Origin of the sequence: Leisingera sp. ANG-M1 (assembly GCF_000813745.1) — a bacterium.
Classification (GTDB): domain Bacteria; phylum Pseudomonadota; class Alphaproteobacteria; order Rhodobacterales; family Rhodobacteraceae; genus Leisingera.
In genome coordinates, this window is record NZ_JWLC01000001.1 from 121,026 (window position 1) to 139,358 (window position 18,333).

Sequence of the window (18,333 nt, forward strand, 5' to 3'; positions counted from 1 at the left end):
ACTTAGGCAGCAGGCTACGAGACGCCAAGTGCCGCGCGCGTGTTCTGATCCCACCCCAGGAATAATTCCCCGTCCCGCTCGATCAGCGGCCGTTTCATCAGCGCCGGATGCGCCCGCAGCAGAGCCAGCGGCTCCCCGCCGCGCTCCTCTTCGCTGAGCCCCCGCCAAGTGGTTGAGCGCGTATTCAGCAGCTTGCTGCCAAATTGGGCATACGCCTGCTCCAGAAGCCCCTCGGGCATCCCATCCGTGCGGATATCGACCATAAGAGAACCTTCCATGCTTTTCAAAGCTTTACGGCAGGTGTCACAGTTCTTTAGCCCGTAGATTTTCATGCTACCCCCAAAGTGTCGTAACGAAATTCACACAATTTATGGTAGAATTCATCACTTTTGCTTGATTTTCATCCAGCCCGTGCAAAACTCCAAGTTGTCTGGTCTTGCCTTGCTCGCTACTGCAAAGGGACGGGCCGGATGCCCTGGGCGCTCCCCAAGGCAAAGTGTAAAGTAGAAGGAGACACGGGAAATGCCAAGCGGCACCGTGAAGTGGTTTAACACCACCAAAGGGTATGGGTTTATTGAACCTGATGAAGGCGGCAAGGATGTGTTTGTGCACATTTCAGCGGTGGAGCGGTCAGGCATGACCGGCCTCGCCGACAATATGAAGATCGGCTACGAGCTGACCGAGGGCCGTGATGGCCGCAAAATGGCGGCGGACCTCAAGGAACTTTGATTGATTAAGTCAGCACTGCGCCCGGAAGATTGCTGGGCGCAGGCTATTGCGGGCGCGGTCAGGCCCGCCGCAGATATTCAACCATGACGCAGGCCGGATCGTTTTCACGAAGCACCATCTCTCCGGCCCTCGTCCATTCGTCTGCTTGAAACTCCGGAAAAAACGCATCCGCAGCCTCAATGGTCAGGTCCACTTCGGTGACCAGCAGCCGGTCAGCCATTGCCAGCATCCCGCGGTAGATCCCCTCCCCGCCGATCCCGTACACACGGCGGTATCCCTGGGCATAGGCCTCTTCGACCGCGGCCTCGATCGACGGCAGCACCGTCTCCGCCGCCTGCGGATTTGACGACACAACCAGGTTCAACCGGTTCTTCAGCGGCTTGAATGGCAGGCTGTCCCAAGTGTTGCGGCCCATGATGATGGCCCCGCCCAAAGTCTCGCGCTGAAAGGCCTTCAGGTCCTCCGGCGCATGCCAGGGGATATCGTTATCCTTGCCGATAGCACCGTTGCGCGCCCGCGCAGCGATCAGGGTAATCATTGGTTTTTCCTTTAGAATCAGACCGCGACCGGCGCCTTGATCACCGGATCCGGATCGTAGTTGAGGATCTCGAAGTCCTCGAATTTGAAATCGAAGATCGAGCTCACCTGCCGCTTGATCCGCAATTGCGGCAGCGGTTTCGGTTCGCGCGACAGCTGCAGCTTCACCTGTTCCACATGGTTCGAGTAGATATGCGCATCCCCCATCGTATGCACAAAATCGCCCGCCTCATAGCCGGTCACATGCGCCAGCATCGCCAGCAGCAGCGAATAAGACGCGATGTTGAACGGCACGCCCAGGAACATGTCTGCCGAGCGCTGATAGAGCTGCAGATGCATCTTGCCGTTCACCACCCGCACCTGCCACAGCGTATGGCACGGCGGCAGCGCCATGTCCGGCACATCCCCCGGGTTCCAGGCCGACACCAGCAGGCGGCGGCTGTCCGGGCTCTTGCGGATCATGTCCACCAGATCCGCGATCTGATCAACGGAACCGGCGCGGTACAGCGGCTCATCCCCGGTGGTGCCTTCTGCCAGCTCAAGCCGCGGGAATCTGCGCCACTGATGCCCGTAAACCGGCCCCAGATCCCCATTTTCATCCGCCCACTCGTCCCAGATCGAGACGCCGTTCTCCTTCAGGTAGCGAATATTGGTATCGCCCGACAGGAACCACAGCAGCTCGTGGATAATCGAGCGCAGATGCAGCTTCTTGGTAGTCACCAGCGGAAAGCCATCGGCCAGGCAATAGCGCGCCTGCATCCCGAAACAGCTGAGCGTTCCAGTGCCGGTCCGGTCGCCCGAAGGCTCGCCATGATCCAGAATATACTGTAGCTGATCCAGATACTGCTGCATGGAGTCTCCCCTGTCCTGCACCGGATTTTCACGCTCTGGCATACCCGCTGCACCGCCGGGCGCCAAGCGCAAATATCGCCTTCACACCGCACCAGAATACTACATGTGCCAACACCTGCACCACCGCAAACTACATGCAGGTAGCGCATCCGCCACGGTTGCGCCCAAATGCTTTCAGTTCAATTGACAATAGCGCCCCTCCGGCCGAAGGTAGCGCAAAACGATAAAACATATTGAGGTACAGGCAGATGAGGCGCTATTGGCTAGGGCTCGCGGCGGCGTCCGCGCTGTCCGCGTGCGGCGGGGGCAATCCCTTTGCAACACCAGACCCCACCGACCCGGATACGGGCACGTCAGCGACGATTCCAGAAGCCCTAGCGGGTGATGTTGACAGCGTGAGCTACAATGCTACCGACCAGACACTGACCGTTACCGGTGTAGGCCTGGATGAAACCCCTTTCACCGCGACCTATATTCGCAAGCCCGCGCTCGACCGGAACGGCTACGAAGCTTATACAGTTCAAGATAACGCGCTCACCGAGCATTCCACAGCCTATGTGCGTCAGGCCGAAGGCGGGTATGCTGCGGTTGTTATGACCGGCGGCCAGTTCGGAACTTTTCAAGGCGGCACAACCTATGGGCGCGACGGCAGCTATTCCGCTCCAGACACCTCCACTCCCGGCGGCATTGTCAGTTATGCCGGCACTTATGTCGGTTTGCTGAACATCGACGGCGATTCAGGTGACTTGCTCACACCCACCCCCGGTACTGATCCTTCTATTTTGCCAGGCCAGGCTGCCGAGATCACCGGCGACGCCTTTCTCAACGCTGACTTCACTGGCGACGGCGAAGTCAAAGGCCGGATCTACAACCGGCAAATAACCGACATGCCGGCTGTTGCAGTTGAGGACCTGACACTCACAAACACCACAATTGCTTCTGACGGCTCTTTCACCGGGAGTGTAGTAGCAGACAACGCCAATGTCGGTGAATACGGCGGCGTGTTCTCGGGAGCGGATGCAGCCTCGGTAGCCGGCTCCGTTCATGCTGAAAACCATATCGAGGCTTTCTCCGGCAACACGCCTCCAATCGAGGAATTCGGCATTTTCGTGCTCGGCTCTTGCGACGGCGCCAGCCCTGACCCGGTCTGCAGCCAACCCGATCCGTAACTCATGCGCAAGGCCGCAGCGGCACTCTTGTTGCTGGGCCTGGCAACGGCCCAGCCTCACGCACAGGAACCAGCCAGGCAGCAACTGCATCTGTCCCTCCAGCAGGGGCAGGTTATGGCTGCGCATGCGCTGAACTCCGGCAACCCGCAGCTGGCGTTGCGGATCACAAACGCTTTGCTGCAAGCAGATCGCAAAAATCACTCCGCTTGGCATCTTCAAGCGGCAGCCCACGCCCAAACCGGCAACCCTGGCCAAGGCCGAAAATCCGCAGCCCGCGCCTTTCGCTTTGCACAAGATGATGGGTCAAAATACCAGATGGCGCAGCTTGCCTCCCGCCTGGCATTTCAGGGCGGCAGCCCGACACTGTCGCAATACTGGCTGCGCAGAACCGCCATCTATGCGCCGGATGACAAGGCTGAGAAGCTGATCGCCAAAGACTACGAGACTTTGCGGCGCATCAACCCCTGGGCGTTCCGGCTCAGCGGCGGGGTTAAGCCCTCCAGCAATGTGAACAACGGATCTGATACCTCAATCTCAATCATTGACGGCGTGCCGGAAACCGGCTCCTTGCTTAACCCCCGCTCAATTGCGCTGTCCGGCCTAGTATCAACGATCGACACCAGCCTCGGCCGGCGCCTCAGGCAAAGCAGTACAAGCGAAACACGCCTCAGCGGGCGGCTCCACCTCCAGCGGGTTGCGCTTTCTCCCAGCGCCAAGAGCGAGGCCGCGGCAATTGTGGCCGCCCGTCCGGGCTTGCCCATGCCCCGCAATTCCGATTTTGCTTCAACTTACGCGGAACTCTCGCTCAGCCACGCCTTTGCTACTGGCGCGCCAGGCTCCGGCGGCTCGGCCCGCCTGGCCCTAACAGCAGCGACATCATGGTATGGCGGAGAAAAAAGCTATGACCTGATAAAATCCTCTGCCAGCCGCAGCTGGCAGCTTTCCCAGTCCAATCGGATATCCATTTTTGGCAGCGCCGAAGACCGGCTCAACCCGCGCAGCGCCGGCTATGACGCAAATGTTTATAGCCTCGGCGCATCCTTTAGCCGCACATTGTTTGGCGGCAATGTGCTCAATTTCACCCTGGGCCTGCGGGACAACAGGTCAAAGTTCGTGAACACTACGTATAAGACGGCGACCTTCCGTATCGGCTATGACTTCGAAAAACCCTTTGGCCCGGCCAAAGTCAGCAGCGGATTGATTTTGGGGCAGTCGGAATATTCTGCTTTCCTCAACCCTATCGAGGGGGCTCTGCTGCCAAAAGGCCGCCAGGACCAATCCCTTTATGCTGATCTGAATCTATTTTTTGAGGATTATGACTATGCCGGCTTTGCTCCTATGATGCGGGTCAGAGCCGGAAAACGGATGTCAAACCTAAGCCTGTATGCCGGCACCGAATTCTCCGTCTCCCTTGGCATTGAATCAAAATTCTGAGAGCACACCTGCGCTTTTGCTGGCCTTCACGCCCTGCCCCGCTAAAGTCCCTGCGAACACAGACAGGAGACTGCCATGCCCCTCACCTACCTGCACACCATGGTCCGGGTAAAAGACCTGGAGAAATCCATGGCTTTCTATGAGCTTCTGGGCCTCAAGCAGACCCGCCGCTGGGATTATGAGGCGGGCCGCTTCTCTCTGGTGTTCATGGCGCCGCCGGGCCAGGAGGAAACGCCGCTGGAGCTGACCTGGAACTGGGACGGCGACGAGGGGCTGCCCAGCGACAGCCGCCACTTCGGCCATCTCGCTTACGGCGTGGATGACATCTATGCCGCCTGCCAGCACCTGATGGACAATGGCGTCACCATCAACCGCCCGCCGAGGGACGGGCGCATGGCTTTTGTGCGCTCGCCGGATAATGTGTCAATCGAACTCCTGCAAAACGGCGAGCCGCTGGCACCGGCAGAGCCCTGGGCCAGCATGGAGAACACCGGCCACTGGTAAGTGCCGCAGCTGAGCTTCGGCTAAGACGTCTCCGAAAAGCCCTGGGCGCCGCAAACGCGGCGCCAGCCTGCCCCTGATCCGGCTGCCCCCTAAACGGCCCACTTACATCCGGCGGACCGGGCAGCCATTGGCCCTGAAGGCAAATTCCTGCCGGGCCATCATCTCAGCCCGCATCTTTGCCCCACGCAGAAAACCCGGCGCAGCGCCCCTTCAGGTGCTGCCCGTTCCGTGCGGTTTCCTGAACCGCGCATGGTTTCCTGCAACCTTCGAACCAGGTAATAAGGGCGGCCGCTTCTGCAACCATCTGCCATGGCCCCTGATCCGGGTCCCGGCGCTTTACCCTTCAATACGTTCAGAGCACGGTTTCCCCTCATGCCCTGCCTGCGGCCTGCCGGTGTTTCCCCGGCCTGCGCGGCCTGTTGCCTGCTGGGAACTCTTCCCCAACCGGCGTGTCAGTAAATGTAGCGGATCTGATCCGACCAATAGCGTTCAACACGCTTCAGCGAGGCGGTGATATCCTCGATCCCTTCGGACGAAATCACGTTCTTGCCTTCCAGTCCCTCCGCATGGCGGGCGAACAGGGCCGACACGATGTCGCGGATTTCGCGGCCGCGCTGGGTCAGGCGGACCCGCACCGAGCGGCGGTCGATCTCGCAGCGCTGGTGGTGCATATAGCCCATCTCGACCAGCTTCTTCAGGTTGTAGCTGACATTGCTGCCCTGGTAATAGCCGCGGGTCTTCAATTCCCCGGCGGTCACCTCATTATCGCCGATATTGAACAGCAAGAGCGCTTGAACCGCGTTGATTTCCAGCACGCCAACGCGTTCGAACTCGTCCTTGATGACGTCCAGCAGCAGACGATGGAGCCGCTCGACCAGTGCCAGCGCCTCCAGATAGCCAGTCATAAACCCTTTGCGGTCTGTCTGGCCGATTGGCATTTCCATACTCATTCGCATCTCCGACTCGAATTTGCTCCTGAGGCAAGATGCCAACAATTCCCGAAAAATCAGTTAAGCCGGGATTTTATTATTTTTGGTAGGTTTGCGCTATGTCGGCAATCAGGGCGCGGAACCGTTCCGCCGGTGCCGCCTGGCCGGTAACCCATTGATACAAATCCTGATCATTCTCGTGCAGCAGCGCATCGTACAGATCCAGCCGGGTGTCGTCCATCTGCGCCAGATTGGCCGCCGCAAAGCCCGACAGGAGAATGTCCATCTCCTTGATTCCCCGGCGCATGGACCGCATCTGCAGCCGCTTCAGCCGGACTTCGCGGCTCTCGCTCATGCCTCTGCTCCGCTGACTTCGGCCTGCTGCAGCAGGTTGCGCAATTTCTTTTCCAGCCGGGCGGCGCGTTCCGCATTGGTGCGCATCTCGCCGCGCAATTCGCGCATTTCCTTCAAAATGCCGGCAAAATCGCCCAGATCCACGTCGCCCGAGGCCGGTTCCGACATGCCTTCGCCTTCGCCGGTCAAGAGCCAGGACATCGACACGTTCAAAACGCCCGCCATCATCGTCAGCTTGTTGGCCCGCGGCTCCGACAGGTCCTGCTCCCAGGCCATCAGCGTCGCCTTCTTGATCCCCAGACGCCGCGCCAGCTGCGCCTGGGTCATGCCCGCGGCCTCCCGCGCGGCAGCCACACGGTCGCCGAAAGTTGCTGCATCCGGGCCGTACCAGTCAGTCTCCTGCGCTTCCATCGTCAGTTCTCCTTATACTGTTGCCAATGCAGCTTGATCGCTGTCTGGCGGCACCCTATGACAGTTCCGCAGAACATACAAACCAGGGCCAGCCATATGTCTTTCCTGTCGGACACCCTCAGCCGCGTCAAACCGTCGCCGACCATTGCCATGACCGCAAAGGCGGCCGAACTGAAGGCCGCGGGACGCGACGTCATCGGTCTTTCCGCCGGTGAGCCGGACTTTGACACGCCGCAGAACATTAAGGACGCGGCCGTCACCGCCATCGCCGCGGGCAAGACAAAATACACTGCCCCCGACGGTATTCCGGAGCTGAAACAGGCGGTTTGCGCCAAGATGAAGCGCGACCACGGGCTCGACTATACACCCGCACAGGTTTCGGTCGGCACCGGCGGCAAGCAGACGCTCTATAACGCGCTGATGGCAACCCTGAACGAAGGCGACGAGGTGGTGATCCCCGCGCCCTATTGGGTCTCCTATCCGGATATGGTGCTGCTCGCAGGCGGCACGCCGGTGATTGCCGAAACCTCGATCCAGACCAATTTCAAGCTGACCGCCGACCAGCTGGAAGCCGCGATTACCCCGAAAACCAAATGGTTCATCTTCAACTCGCCCTCCAACCCGACCGGCGCGGGCTACAGCTGGGAGGAGCTGAAGGCGCTGACCGACGTGCTGCTGCGCCACCCGCATGTCTGGGTGATGACCGACGACATGTACGAGCACCTCGCCTATGACGGGTTCGAATTCTGCACCCCGGCGCAAGTGGAGCCGCAGCTTTATGACCGCACCCTCACCTGCAACGGTGTGTCCAAAGCCTATGCGATGACCGGCTGGCGCATCGGCTACGCCGCAGGCCCGGAAAAACTAATCGGCGCCATGCGCAAGGTGCAGTCGCAGTCCACTTCCAACCCCTGCTCGGTCAGCCAATGGGCCGCGGTTGAGGCACTGAACGGCACCCAGGACTTCCTGGCACCCAACAACGAGAAATTCGTGCGCCGCCGCAACCTGGTGGTCTCCATGCTGAACGAGATTGACGGCATCTCCTGCCCAGTGCCGGAAGGCGCCTTCTACGTCTACCCGTCGATCTCCGGGCTGATCGGCAAGACCACGCCCGCGGGCAAGGTGATCGAAACAGACGAGGATTTCGCCACCGCCCTTCTGGAAGAGGCCGACGTTGCCGTGGTCTTTGGCGCAGCCTTCGGTCTGTCGCCCAACTTCCGCGTCAGCTACGCTACCTCGGACGAGGCGCTGGAGACGGCCTGCAGCCGCATCCAGAAGTTCTGCGCCGCGCTGACATAAACAGGAGACAGGTAATGAGCGCCGAACTGCCGGAGTACTACTTCCGCGTCCGTGAGAACGGCGCTTTTGTCTTCCGTGTCGATACCGAGAACCGCCAGCGGCGGATCGAGATGGATCAGATCGCCGTTGTGAACATCCGCAACGGCGAGATCAAACCGCATGGCCAGCGCGCGCTGTCCGAGCAGGACATTGCGGAGATCAAATCCTGGATGGAAACCCGCGCCGCCACCTTGGCGGCCCGCGATGTCGACGACATCCACCGCGCCATTGATCATCTGAACCTGACAACTCATTGGGCCAACAGCCGCGCCACGGATGCGCAGCTGGAAGAGGTCACAGACGCGCTCCTGCTGGCGATGCACGACCTGCGCAGCGTGCTTGTACGCAAAAAGGCCGACCGGCTGATCCAGGCGCGCGAGGGCCAGTAGCCCATTCAACCGCAGAACCGCGAGCGCACCCTGTAGGACCGGAAGCTCTGCCGCGGCAAAGGCTCAACCATTTCTTGCGTTTTCAATGCCTGGTACGGAACTGGCGGCTCCGGGACAGACCGCGCGTGCAGGCTGCTTGCCTCACCCGTCCGCTCAAGATCCCGCTGCCTGAGGCGCCCTGTCTCCTGCTGCCTGATGCGCAGCTGCGCTTTTTCTTGCGCCTCCAGGCCCAGCTCAAACAGGCGGCGGCCGGGCTGCGGATCCAGCAGCGCAGGATCCGGCACCTTCAGGCGGGCGGTCTGGCAGATAGATTGTTCCTTCAGTCCGGCCAGCCAGCTGCGTCCAGGACGCGGCTGCCGCAGGGTCACGATATGGCCCGCCTTGCCCCCTAGCCCGCGGACGGCGAATTCCAAGGGCTCCGGCATCTCGAAATACTGCGTTCCGGCGCCGAACAGCGCCTCTTCCCCCTGCCACTTGGTACCGCTGGCAAAACGCAGGACAAAGCGCCCCGGCGGCACCAGCACTTTGAAAAAGGCGCCGCCCTCGATATAGGCCGCCAGCGCGTCCTCACCGGACCCATGATCCTGCAGCGTCAGAAAGTAATCCGCCCCCTTGGGCGATTTCACCTGCAGCGGAAACACCGCTGGCAGCCCGGTGCGGTTCCACATCAGCCCTGCCTGCTGCGGCTGTTCTTCACTGTCAGCCGCCTGACCCGCCGCAGGCATGCAAAGCGCCGCAAGGGCTAGCACTGCACCGGCCCGCATAAATGATGTCAGAAAATTCAGTGCCCATGCTGTCACGGGCCTCCCCTCCCGCAGCGGTCTGAAACAGTCCCCTGCAGGTTAGAGCCAAGCACCGGAGGTCTCTGTTCACCGTTTCGTCAGCCCGGGCCGCCCTTCCGTCGGCGGGGCGGCCAGTGCACCTGCCGCCCCGCCTGCTTTGATCACGATGCCTTGGCGCCTGCCGCATCCTTCATCGCGTCGACGCCCTTCTTCCACAGGTTGCCCTGCCACAGCTCCTCCAGCCCGGTCTCACCGCTGGCCCCCTTGGTGGTCAGGTAGTCATAGTAGGAGGTCGGCTTGTGGCCGGTGATGTTGTAGAAATCCGGGCTGCAGCGGGTGTAGAAACCATTGGTCAGATACTCGAAGAACTCGGCGCGAGTGGCGCCGAAATCGGCTTCGAACTGTTCCATGGACTGAGCGCGGTATTCGATCTCCTTGCCCATGGCGCGGCCCAGGTCGGCGGCAATCTCTGCCATCGACTGCGGCGCCGGGCCGGTGATGTCATAGAACTTGTTGCCATGACGCTCCGCACCTTCGCTCAGCACGACGGCTGCAGCTTCGGCAATGTCGCGGGTCGCCACGAAAGAGTTGCGCATATCGCCCAGCGGGTTCGAGAACCAGCCCTCGTTTTCAATGGTTTCGCAGTCGGTCTTCAGCAGGTGGTTCATGAAGAAGTTGTTGCGCAGCGCGGTCACGTTCAGGCCTGCGTCGATCAGCGCCTTCTCGCCCCACCAGTAATGCTGCAGCATCAGCGGAATGCCGGCGCCAGCGCGCGAGGCATGGGTGTCTGCATCGTAGTCGGCTGTGTTGGTATCCGCGCCCATGCAGCTGACACGCACAACATGCTTGATCTGGTCCTTGCGCGCACCCAATGCCTTGCAGAAGTTCAGATGCCCTTCCAGCATCGGATCCAGAGAGGCGGAGTAGATCGCCGAGACGCCGTCCAGCGCCGCCTCCCAGGTGGCGGGTTCAGACAGGTCGAACTTTACCACCTCATCGGCGCCCAGGGATTTCAGCATGTCTACTTTGGACTCGCTGAAGTAGCAGGCGCGCACAGTGAACTCGCCAGCTTCTGCCAGACGCGCCACCAGCTCGCGGCCAATACGGCCGGTGGCCGAGGTGATCAGTACAACGGGTTTGGACATGGGAAAGCCTCCTGGTGCCGCGTGCCGCGCCAAAACAGCCCGCGCATGATTTGCAAATCTGCGCGGACCCTACAGCGGCGCCCTCGTCCAGTACCCCCGAAACCCGACGCAAAATGCAACGGTTTCGCCAGCACTTGCCTTCACTCAGCGATGTCTTCCGCCCACAGCTCAGGTTTCTCGCGGATAAAGCGCTCCATCAGCGCGATGCAATCCGGGTCCTCGGCAATCACCACCTCGACGCCCTTGGAGCGCAAGAACTCCTCGTTGCCGCCAAAGTTTTTCGTATCGCCAATCACCACCCGCGGAATGCCGAATTGCACAATAGTGCCGCTGCACATCATGCAGGGCGACAGCGAGGTATAAAGCACCGTATCCCGGTAGCTTTTCTGCCGCCCGGCCTTGCGCAGCGCATCCATCTCGCCATGGGCAATCGGATCGCCCTTCTGTACCCGTTGATTGCGCCCCTGCGCCACCACCTGGCCGTCCCGCGCCAGCACCGAGCCGATCGGGCAGCCGCCCTCGTCAAAGCCCGCCTTGGCTTCCTCATAGGCAATCCGCAGCAGGCGCTTGTCGTCGTCTGTCATCATTGGGAGACACCTCTTGGCTGAATGAATACAAACTCTTCAGCAAAGCCTGCCCGCTGACCGCCAGGCGGTCAACCCGCGCGGATCAGGCGGCCTGCCCAACCATCTTGATCGAGCGCCGCCAGAAGCGCAGCATCAGGAACAGACCCGCGGCAGACAGGCCGGCTACCAGACCGGCCCAAACGCCAATGCCGCCCCAGTCCAGCACAAAACCCATCACGTAAGATGCCGGAATGCCCACGGCCCAATAGCTCAGCACCGCAATCACCATCGGCACGCCGGTGTCCTGCACTCCGCGCAACAGCCCCAGCGCAATCGCCTGCATCCCGTCCATCATCTGAAACAGAGCCGCCGCCGCCAACAGGCCTGCACCGATCAGCAGGATCTCTGCCTTGCGCGGGTCACCGGGATCCAGGAACAGCGACATCAGCGGATCGGGGATGGTCAGGAACAACGTGACCCCCACCACCGAGACCGCCAGCGACATCGCCGTCACCACCTTGCCGCCGCGCGCCATATGCGCCCGGTCCTGGCGGCCGAAGGCATTGCCCACCCGCACCGTGGCCGCATTGGACAGCCCCAGGTGCACCATGAACGTGAGCCCCGCCAGCGAGATCGCAATGCCGTGGGCGGCCAGCGGCACCGTCCCCAGCCAGCCCATCATCATCGCCGAGGCCGCAAACAGGCTGGTTTCGGCCAGCGTCGTCAGCCCGATCGGCGCGCCCATGCGGAACACCTTGCCCAGCATCTCCCAGTCGGGGCGCTGGAAGTTCTTCAGCAACTCATGCTCCGGCAGCACCCTCAGCGCATAGGCCAGCACCAGACCAAAGGACACGCCATTGGTCACCAATGAGGCAATCGCCGCCCCGGTGATCCCCAGCTCAGGCGCCCCCCAATTGCCGAAAATCAGCGCATAGTTCACCAGCGCATTCAGCACCGCCGCCAGCACCGACATCCACAGCACCACCTGGGTATGCTCCAGCGCTGCCAGATAGGACTTTGCCACCATGTACAAAAGCGCCGGAAAAATCGCCCAGCCCGCAATCTTCAGATACTCAGCCGCGTCATGCGCCACCGCAGCCTCCTGCCCCAGCATGAGCAGGATCGGCTCCGACCACCACAGCAAGGGCACCGCCAGCGCACCATAAAGCAGCGACAGCCACAGCCCCATGCGGGTCGAGCGGCGGATCTGCCGTTCCTCCCCGGCTCCGGCAGCAGCGGCCACCATCGGCATCACCGCAAAGGCAAAGCCCGAACCCAGGAGGAAGATCGAGAAGAAATAGGTCGAGCCCAGCGTCACCGCTGCCAATTCCTCCACCCCGTACCAGCCCAGCATGACGGTATCAGTGAGGCCGATGGCAAACTGCGCCACATGGCCGCCGATCAGCGGCAGCCCCAGAACGGCAATGGCACGGGCATGGCCGCCGACGGACATCCCGGAAACTTTGGTCGCTAACATACTCATACTGCCAGCCATATGACGGCCCGCAGCCCCCCGCAAGGGAAGAGTTCCCTTGCCAGTGCACAGGTCAGTGGTAGTAATCTGCACAAGGTCCACACCTCGCAGGAGCCCCCTTGATGCCAGACGCTTTCGCCCAGCTGATCCCCGATGCCCGCGCTTATCTCGCCGGGCTTCAGCAGAACAACAGCCGGGAGTGGTTCAACGATCACAAGGAGCAGTATGAGACGCAGCTGAAAGCCCCGGCCCTGCTGCTGCTGGACGAGGTCGCCCAGGCCATTTCAAAGCGCAGCGGCGCCAAGGTCGCAACCAAGCTGTTCCGCCCCCAGCGCGATGTGCGGTTTTCCAAGGACAAGACCCCCTACAACACCCATCTGCACATGATGTGGACGGTGAACGGCGCGGGCTGCGCGCTGTTCTTCGGCATCGCCCCCGATTACTGCACCGCCGGCGGCGGCATCATGGGCTTTTCACCCCAGCAAACCACCCGCTGGCGCGAAGCGCTGGACGGCGAATGGGGCGACGAGGCCTCGGCGCTCCTCGGCGTGCTGGCCCTCGGCGGCTTCCCCGCCAAGGAGCCCGAGCTGAAACGCGTGCCCTCCCCCTATGGCAAAGCGCATCCCCACGGCCCCCAGCTGCGCCGAAAGTCACTGACCCTCTGGCACGAGATGACCAAGCAAGAACAAGCCGCCCCGATGGCCGCGCTGATGTCGGCCCATCTGACCCTATCGCCTCTGTTTGCGATGCTGGATGATGCGCTGTCCGGGTAAGGCTCCTTTGTTGGACCTACTCGCAGACACCAAAATTAGTCATGACTGTAGGTTCTGGCCTATGAAAATGATATGTTAACCGAGCATCAAGATTGGAAAAGATCGTCAGGAAAGCTGTTGATCCGTTCACTTCCTCGCTGAGGAAAGTGATAGCTTCGTCACCCCCATTTTGAATGATTGAAACGGGGAAGGTTTGCCCTGGAGACGATATCGCTCCGCCAGCCTCAGTGTAGGACACCTGGACAACAAGATCACGCGAACTGCATGCATTGGTTTCCAAGCATACTGTTGAGAATGTGCACTGAAACTGCTTCTCAGCTTGCGCGCCTGAAGGAAGCACAAAAACAAAAGAGGCAGCCCACCCAGCAGCCCAAACACATGAGCTAATACCCCTACTGGCCTTATTAGCAGTCAAATGAAGTCTCCTTTGATGGACATTCTCGGATAAGGAAATGAAGATTATGGGCTAAAGCCAGCTGGCGAAGCGCGTCATAAAAAGTGCGATAAGCGCCGCCGCCCAAAGCACTAACCGAGTGATGAACTTGTTGCGTTGCAGTACCGTCATAGTCTTCAAATCGCCGTCGAGATCAGAAAGATCTGAAACCCGTTTGCTAGTGTGCAAAGCGACCAGCAGCAGAGCCAAAACGCCTCCCCAAGTCCAAGATAATTCTTGCAAAATGGAACCATTTGCTGAACGGGGGTAAAAAACTCGCGCCGCGACCTCAAATGTCACTTCGAAAAATTCCTCAAAAACGTTACCTTTTGCCATGAATTGCCCCAAGAGTTTCGTCGTTTAACAGGATGCTATCGCCAATCATACTTTCTCCTTTGGTGGAAGCCCTCAATCACTGTCGCACTTGGCTGTCACCCCAATAAGGTGCTTGCGACTGGGGGAAGGAGATATCATCAGCCAAACTCATAGCCTGTATAGTCTGTTCAATTCAGAAAGAGGACTGGAATGCCTTGAAATTTCATGGTCATAAAATACTCCCTTTTATGCTCGATCCAGCCAACTAGTAAGCCGTTGCTCGCCAGGCCTGTCTCGGCATCCCCTAGCCACGCAAAGGCTACCGGCTGCTCTATTTCCTCAGCACCTTCGCCACTTCCTGCACTGAGACCCAAACAAAGAGCGTTACAAACCCCCAATTGGATGCTGAAAGCTCTCCATTTTCGTCAGGGAATACAAAAAATGTTATCCCGGCAAAGACGAACAGGTAAGTCCATACCTTGAAAGGGATCTTCTTGATAATCCTTAGTACGTTTCTCACTAAACCTGGGATGGGTACACTCCTTACTTAGACGTTAACCTCTCCGCACGTGAAAGTTGCCGGCCAGACCTCCAGATTGTCAACCCGGCTGCCAAAAGAATGCCAACAACCACTCAACTAACCGCAGGCTCTAGTACACGCGCCTCACTTTCCCCAAAAGGCTGGACCGGAAGCAGCGTAAAAATGTCAAAGCCAGGCTCACCGATAGAAAGCCAAACCCAAAACGCACCCAGAACAAACGGCTAGGCAAGCAGTTTCAGAAGTGTGCCCCTCACCTGCTGCATTGGCCCGCCTCTCTCACAGCGCCCGCAGCATGATCTGGCTCGCCAGCACAGCCACAACGGTCCCGGCCAGGATCTCCAGCAGCGCCGCCGCCCTCAGCGCGCCAGTGCCTTCCATCTGCGCCAGCGCCCCCTTGCGCATGGTCACTGCTGCAGCCGCAACCGCCACGGTCACGGTCGCCGTGCCCAGCCCCATGGCAAAGGCCCCGGCAATTCCGGCCCACAGCACGCCCATGCGCCAGGTCAGCAGCAGCAGGAACACCGCGCCGGTGCAAGGCCGCAGCGCCACCGCGCCGACAATCGCCAGCGCATCGCGCAGGGAATGCACACTCGCGGCCTCTTCCATGGTCGGCCCATGCCTGTGCCCACAGGACGCACAGACCCCGTCTTCGGGATCATGCCCGTGATGATGATGGTGATGATGCCCCGCGTGCGCCTCCGCAGGACCCGCACGGCTCGCCAGCAGCCGCCGCACGCCCCGCACCAGCAACCAAACACCGACAAGCGCAATCAGCCCGTAAGACACCGGCGCCAGCACGTCCTCAGCAGCGCTGGTCAGCTGCTCGCGCCCCCAGTCCAGCAGCAACAGCCCGCCCGCCACCAGCACCACAGCCGTGGCCGCCTGCGCCAGCGAAGACGCCAGCGCCAGTCCAGCCAGCCGCGTCAAGGGAACCGGCTTGCCCATGCCATAGCCGCCGATCACCAGCTTGCCATGGCCCGGCCCGGCGGCGTGAAAGAACCCGTAAGCAAAGCACAAGGTTAAGAGCGCCATCAGCGCGCCAGGCTCCCCGGCCCGCAAGGCCCGCAGCCCCCGCGCCATCGCGTTCTGCGCCTCGCGCTGGCCTTCGGCGGCCCAGGCCGAAACCGCCCCGGCGCCGCCAAAACCCCAAAGCCAGACCGCCAAAGCCGCCACGCCCAGCGCTGCTATTGTTAAGAATATCTTCACCTTACGCGCCGCAGCTCAAGCGCAGGGTATCGGCAAAAGCTTCCCCGACTTTCGGATAGCTCTCCTCAGCCTGCTCGGTCGGCATCGCATAAAGCAGCTCCTCGACCATGGTATAGGCCTGATCCAGATTGGGCGGAGTGATGCTGCCCTGGCAGCCGCCGGTGACCTCAAGCCCCCGGTTCACCGTATAAGCAGTGTAATAGGTCGGATCATATGCCTTGATCACCACCCCGTCAGCGGCTTGCGGCTGCACCAGCGCCCTGCGGTGCCGGGTTGTGATCCGCCCTTCCGAGACTTCGGTGGACAGATGCTCAGGCGCGCCCAGCACCAGCGCTTCGCCATCCAGCGTCAAATAGGTGTCGCCCTGAAACCCTTCGACCCAAGCCATGTCAAAGCCCTGCAGCTTCGCCAGCTCCTCCGCCGTCAGCGCCCCGTCATAGTCGCTGTCCAGCGCCTGGTCCTCGAAGATCAGAAGCGAATAGAACTCGTCATAAGCCCAGGTGATCTCCACCGCCTGCAACTCGCCCGCGTCCGAGACAACCGCCTTCACCGCGGTATCGACAAAGATATGCGGATGCGATCCCGCCGCCGCAGGGGCCAGCAGCAAAACCGCTAGAAAGGAACCAAAACGCTTCATACCCAAAGGTCTACGCCCTGCACCGCACGCCCGCAACAGCCGGCGCACGGTGCAAGCAGATTTCAGCGCGCCCGGGTTTCCGGATGCAGCGCCTTGCCGAGTATATGGTCAGACTGATGGATCACATGATGCGCCTGCCCGACAATCAGCGGATCCGGCGCCTGCGCAATCTCGGGGTCCTTGCCGGGATAGTCCAGCGCCGACAGAAAATGCCGCATGCAATTCAGCCGCGCCCGCTTCTTGCAGTTTGACTTGATCACCGTCCAGGGCGCATCGGCAGTATCGGTGTAAAAGAACATCGCCTCCTTGGCCTCGGTGTAATCCGCCCATTTTCCCAGCGAGGCCTTGTCGATCGGCGACAGCTTCCACTGCTTCAGCGGATCGGTCTCGCGCGCATCAAACCGCCGTTTCTGCTCGCCCTGGGTCACCGAGAACCAGTATTTATAAAGCCGGATGCCCGAGCGCACCAGCATCCGTTCGAACTCCGGCGCCTGGCGCATGAACTCAAGATATTCATTGGGTTCGCAAAATCCCATCACCCGCTCGACTCCGGCCCGGTTGTACCAGGAGCGGTCATACAGCACGATCTCTCCGCTGGTCGGCAGGTGCCGGATGTAGCGCTGGAAATACCATTGCCCGCGCTCCTCGTCCGAAGGTTTGTTCAAGGCCACCACCCGGGCCGAGCGCGGGTTCAGATGCTCGGTGAACCGCTTGATGGTGCCGCCCTTGCCGGCCGCATCCCGGCCCTCGAACAGCATCACGAATTTCTGCCCGGTCTCCTGCGCCCAAAGCTGCGCCTTCAAAAGCTCCGCCTGCAGCCGCGCCTTTTCCGCCTCATAGGCCTTGCGCGCCATTTTCTTCGGATAGGGATAGGCACCGCTCTCAAATGCCCGCCGGATCTCTTCGGCACTTGGCGCTTTTACATCGCTTTCAGGCCTTTCTACGGCCGGTGGCGGCACAGCCGCCTCCCGTGGTTTGCGTGCCTCAGCCTTGCCGGGTTTCACTGCTGCGCCATCCATGAAAATCTCCTTCTTTCAATCACGCCGCAACCTTACCGCCCGCACCCGCACCCCGCGCTGACCTGCATCAAAAGATGCAGCCCCGGCACGAAAAAAGCGGCCCCTTCAGGCCGCCTGCTTCTTTCTGGTGAAAAATACCCCGGGGTGAGCGCGCCCAGCGCGCGAGGGGCAGCGCCCCTCAGGTATGCCCCCAATCCTGCGGATCGTCCGAGTTGTTCGGGCTCAGCCCCAGTACGTCCCCTTTGGTAGAGCACCCCAGCCCCAGCACGGTCCGGTTGGCATAGGAGAAATAGGCGGTGACCTGGTTGATCTCCAGGACTTCGCCATCATCAAACCCGGCCTCGCGCAACGCCGCCACATCCGCTTCGCTGACGCTGGACGGAGCTTCCGTCAGCTTGCGCGCGTAAGCCATCGCCGCCCTCTGCGCAGGCTCCAAGGGCGCCGCGCCGGGATCGCGCGCCTCGATCGCCGCCCGGATCGCCAGCCCGCGTGCCTCGTCCCCCAGCAGACGCTGCAGCCCGGCAAAGTGATGCTCGACGCAATAGGCACAGTCATTGAGGCTTGAGACCCACACCCCCAGCACCTCCAGGAACCACTTGGGGATCTTGTTGCCGGTGTGGTGCAGCACATTCTTGTAGATCGCCATATGGCCCTCCATCGAATGCGGCCGCAAGCTGTGCACCATCATGATGTTGTCGACATTGTTCCCCGGCCCGGTCACCCGCTCATAGAGCTTCTTCAGCTTGCCGGTAGCTTCCTCAAACGGAACGGTTTTGATCCAGGCCATGCGCCTCTC

Annotated in this window: 22 protein-coding genes; 7 read left to right on the plus strand and 15 right to left on the minus strand. The window is 60.9% G+C overall.

Features of this window, described 5'->3' with window-relative positions:
- Nucleotides 1-14: 14 nt before the first annotated feature.
- Entirely contained in the window at nt 15-332 is a 318-nt protein-coding gene (locus RA19_RS00645) for an ArsC/Spx/MgsR family protein (protein ID WP_039158587.1), read from the minus strand.
- Between the two features lie 190 nt (nt 333-522).
- On the opposite strand from RA19_RS00645, the gene RA19_RS00650 reads away from it, so the two are divergent.
- Nucleotides 523-729 (plus strand): cold-shock protein, encoded by a 207-nt coding sequence (locus RA19_RS00650; protein ID WP_039158589.1) that lies wholly within the window; start codon nt 523-525, stop codon nt 727-729.
- 58 nt (nt 730-787) lie between these two features.
- On the opposite strand, the gene RA19_RS00655 is transcribed toward RA19_RS00650, so the two are convergent.
- Nucleotides 788-1,267, minus strand: a complete 480-nt coding sequence (locus RA19_RS00655) for a dihydrofolate reductase (RefSeq protein WP_039158591.1) — start codon at nt 1,265-1,267, stop codon at nt 788-790.
- 17 nt (nt 1,268-1,284) lie between these two features.
- On the minus strand, nt 1,285-2,118 hold the full coding sequence (locus tag RA19_RS00660) for a thymidylate synthase (RefSeq protein ID WP_039158593.1): 834 nt from the start codon (nt 2,116-2,118) through the stop codon (nt 1,285-1,287).
- Nucleotides 2,119-2,366: 248 nt separating this feature from the next.
- On the opposite strand from RA19_RS00660, the gene RA19_RS00665 reads away from it, so the two are divergent.
- The 3 genes from RA19_RS00665 to RA19_RS00675 all read left to right on the plus strand — a co-directional run bounded on the left by RA19_RS00665 (nt 2,367) and on the right by RA19_RS00675 (nt 5,225).
- A complete protein-coding gene (locus tag RA19_RS00665) occupies nt 2,367-3,287 on the plus strand; it encodes a hypothetical protein (RefSeq protein WP_039158595.1) in 921 nt (306 codons plus the stop codon).
- Between the two features lie 3 nt (nt 3,288-3,290).
- Nucleotides 3,291-4,721 carry a surface lipoprotein assembly modifier gene (locus RA19_RS00670; protein ID WP_039158597.1) on the plus strand — a complete coding sequence of 477 codons (1,431 nt, stop codon included), beginning with the start codon at nt 3,291-3,293 and terminating at the stop codon, nt 4,719-4,721.
- 75 nt (nt 4,722-4,796) lie between these two features.
- Complete coding sequence (locus RA19_RS00675; RefSeq protein WP_039158599.1) at nt 4,797-5,225, plus strand: lactoylglutathione lyase; 429 nt, start codon at nt 4,797-4,799, stop codon at nt 5,223-5,225.
- A gap of 452 nt (nt 5,226-5,677) precedes the next feature.
- Here RA19_RS00675 and RA19_RS00680 read toward each other — a convergent pair whose 3' ends face one another.
- The 3 genes from RA19_RS00680 to RA19_RS00690 form a co-directional block, all read right to left on the minus strand.
- Nucleotides 5,678-6,175: a MarR family winged helix-turn-helix transcriptional regulator gene (locus tag RA19_RS00680; RefSeq protein WP_193748205.1), complete on the minus strand. Its 498-nt coding sequence runs from the start codon at nt 6,173-6,175 to the stop codon at nt 5,678-5,680.
- 76 nt (nt 6,176-6,251) lie between these two features.
- Nucleotides 6,252-6,509, minus strand: coding sequence for a succinate dehydrogenase assembly factor 2 (locus tag RA19_RS00685; protein ID WP_039158604.1), 258 nt, complete (start codon nt 6,507-6,509; stop codon nt 6,252-6,254).
- Nucleotides 6,506-6,919, minus strand: coding sequence for a helix-turn-helix domain-containing protein (locus tag RA19_RS00690; RefSeq protein WP_039158606.1), 414 nt, complete (start codon nt 6,917-6,919; stop codon nt 6,506-6,508). Before RA19_RS00690 ends, RA19_RS00685 begins: the two co-directional genes overlap by 4 nt.
- A 96-nt stretch (nt 6,920-7,015) precedes the next feature.
- On the opposite strand from RA19_RS00690, the gene RA19_RS00695 reads away from it, so the two are divergent.
- Nucleotides 7,016-8,218, plus strand: a complete 1,203-nt coding sequence (locus RA19_RS00695; protein WP_039158607.1) for a pyridoxal phosphate-dependent aminotransferase — start codon at nt 7,016-7,018, stop codon at nt 8,216-8,218.
- Between the two features lie 14 nt (nt 8,219-8,232).
- Nucleotides 8,233-8,646, plus strand: a complete 414-nt coding sequence (locus tag RA19_RS00700; protein ID WP_039158608.1) for a hypothetical protein — start codon at nt 8,233-8,235, stop codon at nt 8,644-8,646.
- Nucleotides 8,647-8,651: 5 nt separating this feature from the next.
- Here RA19_RS00700 and RA19_RS00705 read toward each other — a convergent pair whose 3' ends face one another.
- The 4 genes from RA19_RS00705 to RA19_RS00720 form a co-directional block, all read right to left on the minus strand.
- Nucleotides 8,652-9,371 carry a hypothetical protein gene (locus tag RA19_RS00705; protein WP_152615650.1) on the minus strand — a complete coding sequence of 240 codons (720 nt, stop codon included), beginning with the start codon at nt 9,369-9,371 and terminating at the stop codon, nt 8,652-8,654.
- Nucleotides 9,372-9,589: 218 nt separating this feature from the next.
- Complete coding sequence (locus RA19_RS00710) at nt 9,590-10,573, minus strand: NAD(P)H-binding protein (RefSeq protein WP_039158610.1); 984 nt, start codon at nt 10,571-10,573, stop codon at nt 9,590-9,592.
- A gap of 140 nt (nt 10,574-10,713) precedes the next feature.
- Nucleotides 10,714-11,157 (minus strand): nucleoside deaminase, encoded by a 444-nt coding sequence (locus RA19_RS00715; protein ID WP_039158691.1) that lies wholly within the window; start codon nt 11,155-11,157, stop codon nt 10,714-10,716.
- A gap of 85 nt (nt 11,158-11,242) precedes the next feature.
- A complete protein-coding gene (locus tag RA19_RS00720; protein WP_039158612.1) occupies nt 11,243-12,622 on the minus strand; it encodes an MATE family efflux transporter in 1,380 nt (459 codons plus the stop codon).
- 113 nt (nt 12,623-12,735) lie between these two features.
- Between RA19_RS00720 and RA19_RS00725 the strand changes: the two genes are divergently transcribed.
- On the plus strand, nt 12,736-13,386 hold the full coding sequence (locus tag RA19_RS00725; protein ID WP_039158614.1) for a TIGR02453 family protein: 651 nt from the start codon (nt 12,736-12,738) through the stop codon (nt 13,384-13,386).
- A 466-nt stretch (nt 13,387-13,852) separates the two neighbouring features.
- Here the strand turns inward: RA19_RS00725 and RA19_RS00730 are convergent, their stop codons facing one another.
- The 5 genes from RA19_RS00730 to RA19_RS00750 all read right to left on the minus strand — a co-directional run bounded on the left by RA19_RS00730 (nt 13,853) and on the right by RA19_RS00750 (nt 18,324).
- Complete coding sequence (locus RA19_RS00730; protein WP_039158615.1) at nt 13,853-14,155, minus strand: hypothetical protein; 303 nt, start codon at nt 14,153-14,155, stop codon at nt 13,853-13,855.
- 796 nt (nt 14,156-14,951) lie between these two features.
- Nucleotides 14,952-15,881, minus strand: coding sequence for a nickel/cobalt transporter (locus tag RA19_RS00735; protein ID WP_039158617.1), 930 nt, complete (start codon nt 15,879-15,881; stop codon nt 14,952-14,954).
- Nucleotide 15,882: 1 nt separating this feature from the next.
- Nucleotides 15,883-16,518: a DUF1007 family protein gene (locus RA19_RS00740; RefSeq protein WP_039158619.1), complete on the minus strand. Its 636-nt coding sequence runs from the start codon at nt 16,516-16,518 to the stop codon at nt 15,883-15,885.
- Nucleotides 16,519-16,580: 62 nt separating this feature from the next.
- On the minus strand, nt 16,581-17,537 hold the full coding sequence (gene ppk2, locus RA19_RS00745) for a polyphosphate kinase 2 (protein WP_039158622.1): 957 nt from the start codon (nt 17,535-17,537) through the stop codon (nt 16,581-16,583).
- Nucleotides 17,538-17,715: 178 nt separating this feature from the next.
- Nucleotides 17,716-18,324 (minus strand): carboxymuconolactone decarboxylase family protein, encoded by a 609-nt coding sequence (locus RA19_RS00750; protein WP_039158623.1) that lies wholly within the window; start codon nt 18,322-18,324, stop codon nt 17,716-17,718.
- Nucleotides 18,325-18,333: the final 9 nt, after the last annotated feature.

Bases quoted from the DNA above. Each gene is read 5' to 3' on its own strand.
- RA19_RS00720 (WP_039158612.1), bottom strand. From the start codon at position 12,622: ATGAGTATGTTAGCGACCAAAGTTTCCGGGATGTCCGTCGGCGGCCAT.
- RA19_RS00665 (WP_039158595.1), top strand. From the start codon at position 2,367: ATGAGGCGCTATTGGCTAGGGCTCGCGGCGGCGTCCGCGCTGTCCGCG.
- RA19_RS00695 (WP_039158607.1), top strand. From the start codon at position 7,016: ATGTCTTTCCTGTCGGACACCCTCAGCCGCGTCAAACCGTCGCCGACC.
- RA19_RS00645 (WP_039158587.1), bottom strand. From the start codon at position 332: ATGAAAATCTACGGGCTAAAGAACTGTGACACCTGCCGTAAAGCTTTG.
- RA19_RS00675 (WP_039158599.1), top strand. From the start codon at position 4,797: ATGCCCCTCACCTACCTGCACACCATGGTCCGGGTAAAAGACCTGGAG.
- RA19_RS00705 (WP_152615650.1), bottom strand. From the start codon at position 9,371: ATGCCTGCGGCGGGTCAGGCGGCTGACAGTGAAGAACAGCCGCAGCAG.
- RA19_RS00660 (WP_039158593.1), bottom strand. From the start codon at position 2,118: ATGCAGCAGTATCTGGATCAGCTACAGTATATTCTGGATCATGGCGAG.
- RA19_RS00715 (WP_039158691.1), bottom strand. From the start codon at position 11,157: ATGACAGACGACGACAAGCGCCTGCTGCGGATTGCCTATGAGGAAGCC.
- RA19_RS00690 (WP_039158606.1), bottom strand. From the start codon at position 6,919: ATGGAAGCGCAGGAGACTGACTGGTACGGCCCGGATGCAGCAACTTTC.
- RA19_RS00650 (WP_039158589.1), top strand. From the start codon at position 523: ATGCCAAGCGGCACCGTGAAGTGGTTTAACACCACCAAAGGGTATGGG.
- RA19_RS00700 (WP_039158608.1), top strand. From the start codon at position 8,233: ATGAGCGCCGAACTGCCGGAGTACTACTTCCGCGTCCGTGAGAACGGC.
- RA19_RS00730 (WP_039158615.1), bottom strand. From the start codon at position 14,155: ATGGCAAAAGGTAACGTTTTTGAGGAATTTTTCGAAGTGACATTTGAG.
- RA19_RS00710 (WP_039158610.1), bottom strand. From the start codon at position 10,573: ATGTCCAAACCCGTTGTACTGATCACCTCGGCCACCGGCCGTATTGGC.
- RA19_RS00740 (WP_039158619.1), bottom strand. From the start codon at position 16,518: ATGAAGCGTTTTGGTTCCTTTCTAGCGGTTTTGCTGCTGGCCCCTGCG.
- RA19_RS00750 (WP_039158623.1), bottom strand. From the start codon at position 18,324: ATGGCCTGGATCAAAACCGTTCCGTTTGAGGAAGCTACCGGCAAGCTG.
- RA19_RS00670 (WP_039158597.1), top strand. From the start codon at position 3,291: ATGCGCAAGGCCGCAGCGGCACTCTTGTTGCTGGGCCTGGCAACGGCC.
- RA19_RS00655 (WP_039158591.1), bottom strand. From the start codon at position 1,267: ATGATTACCCTGATCGCTGCGCGGGCGCGCAACGGTGCTATCGGCAAG.
- RA19_RS00680 (WP_193748205.1), bottom strand. From the start codon at position 6,175: ATGAGTATGGAAATGCCAATCGGCCAGACAGACCGCAAAGGGTTTATG.
- ppk2 (WP_039158622.1), bottom strand. From the start codon at position 17,537: ATGGATGGCGCAGCAGTGAAACCCGGCAAGGCTGAGGCACGCAAACCA.
- RA19_RS00685 (WP_039158604.1), bottom strand. From the start codon at position 6,509: ATGAGCGAGAGCCGCGAAGTCCGGCTGAAGCGGCTGCAGATGCGGTCC.
- RA19_RS00725 (WP_039158614.1), top strand. From the start codon at position 12,736: ATGCCAGACGCTTTCGCCCAGCTGATCCCCGATGCCCGCGCTTATCTC.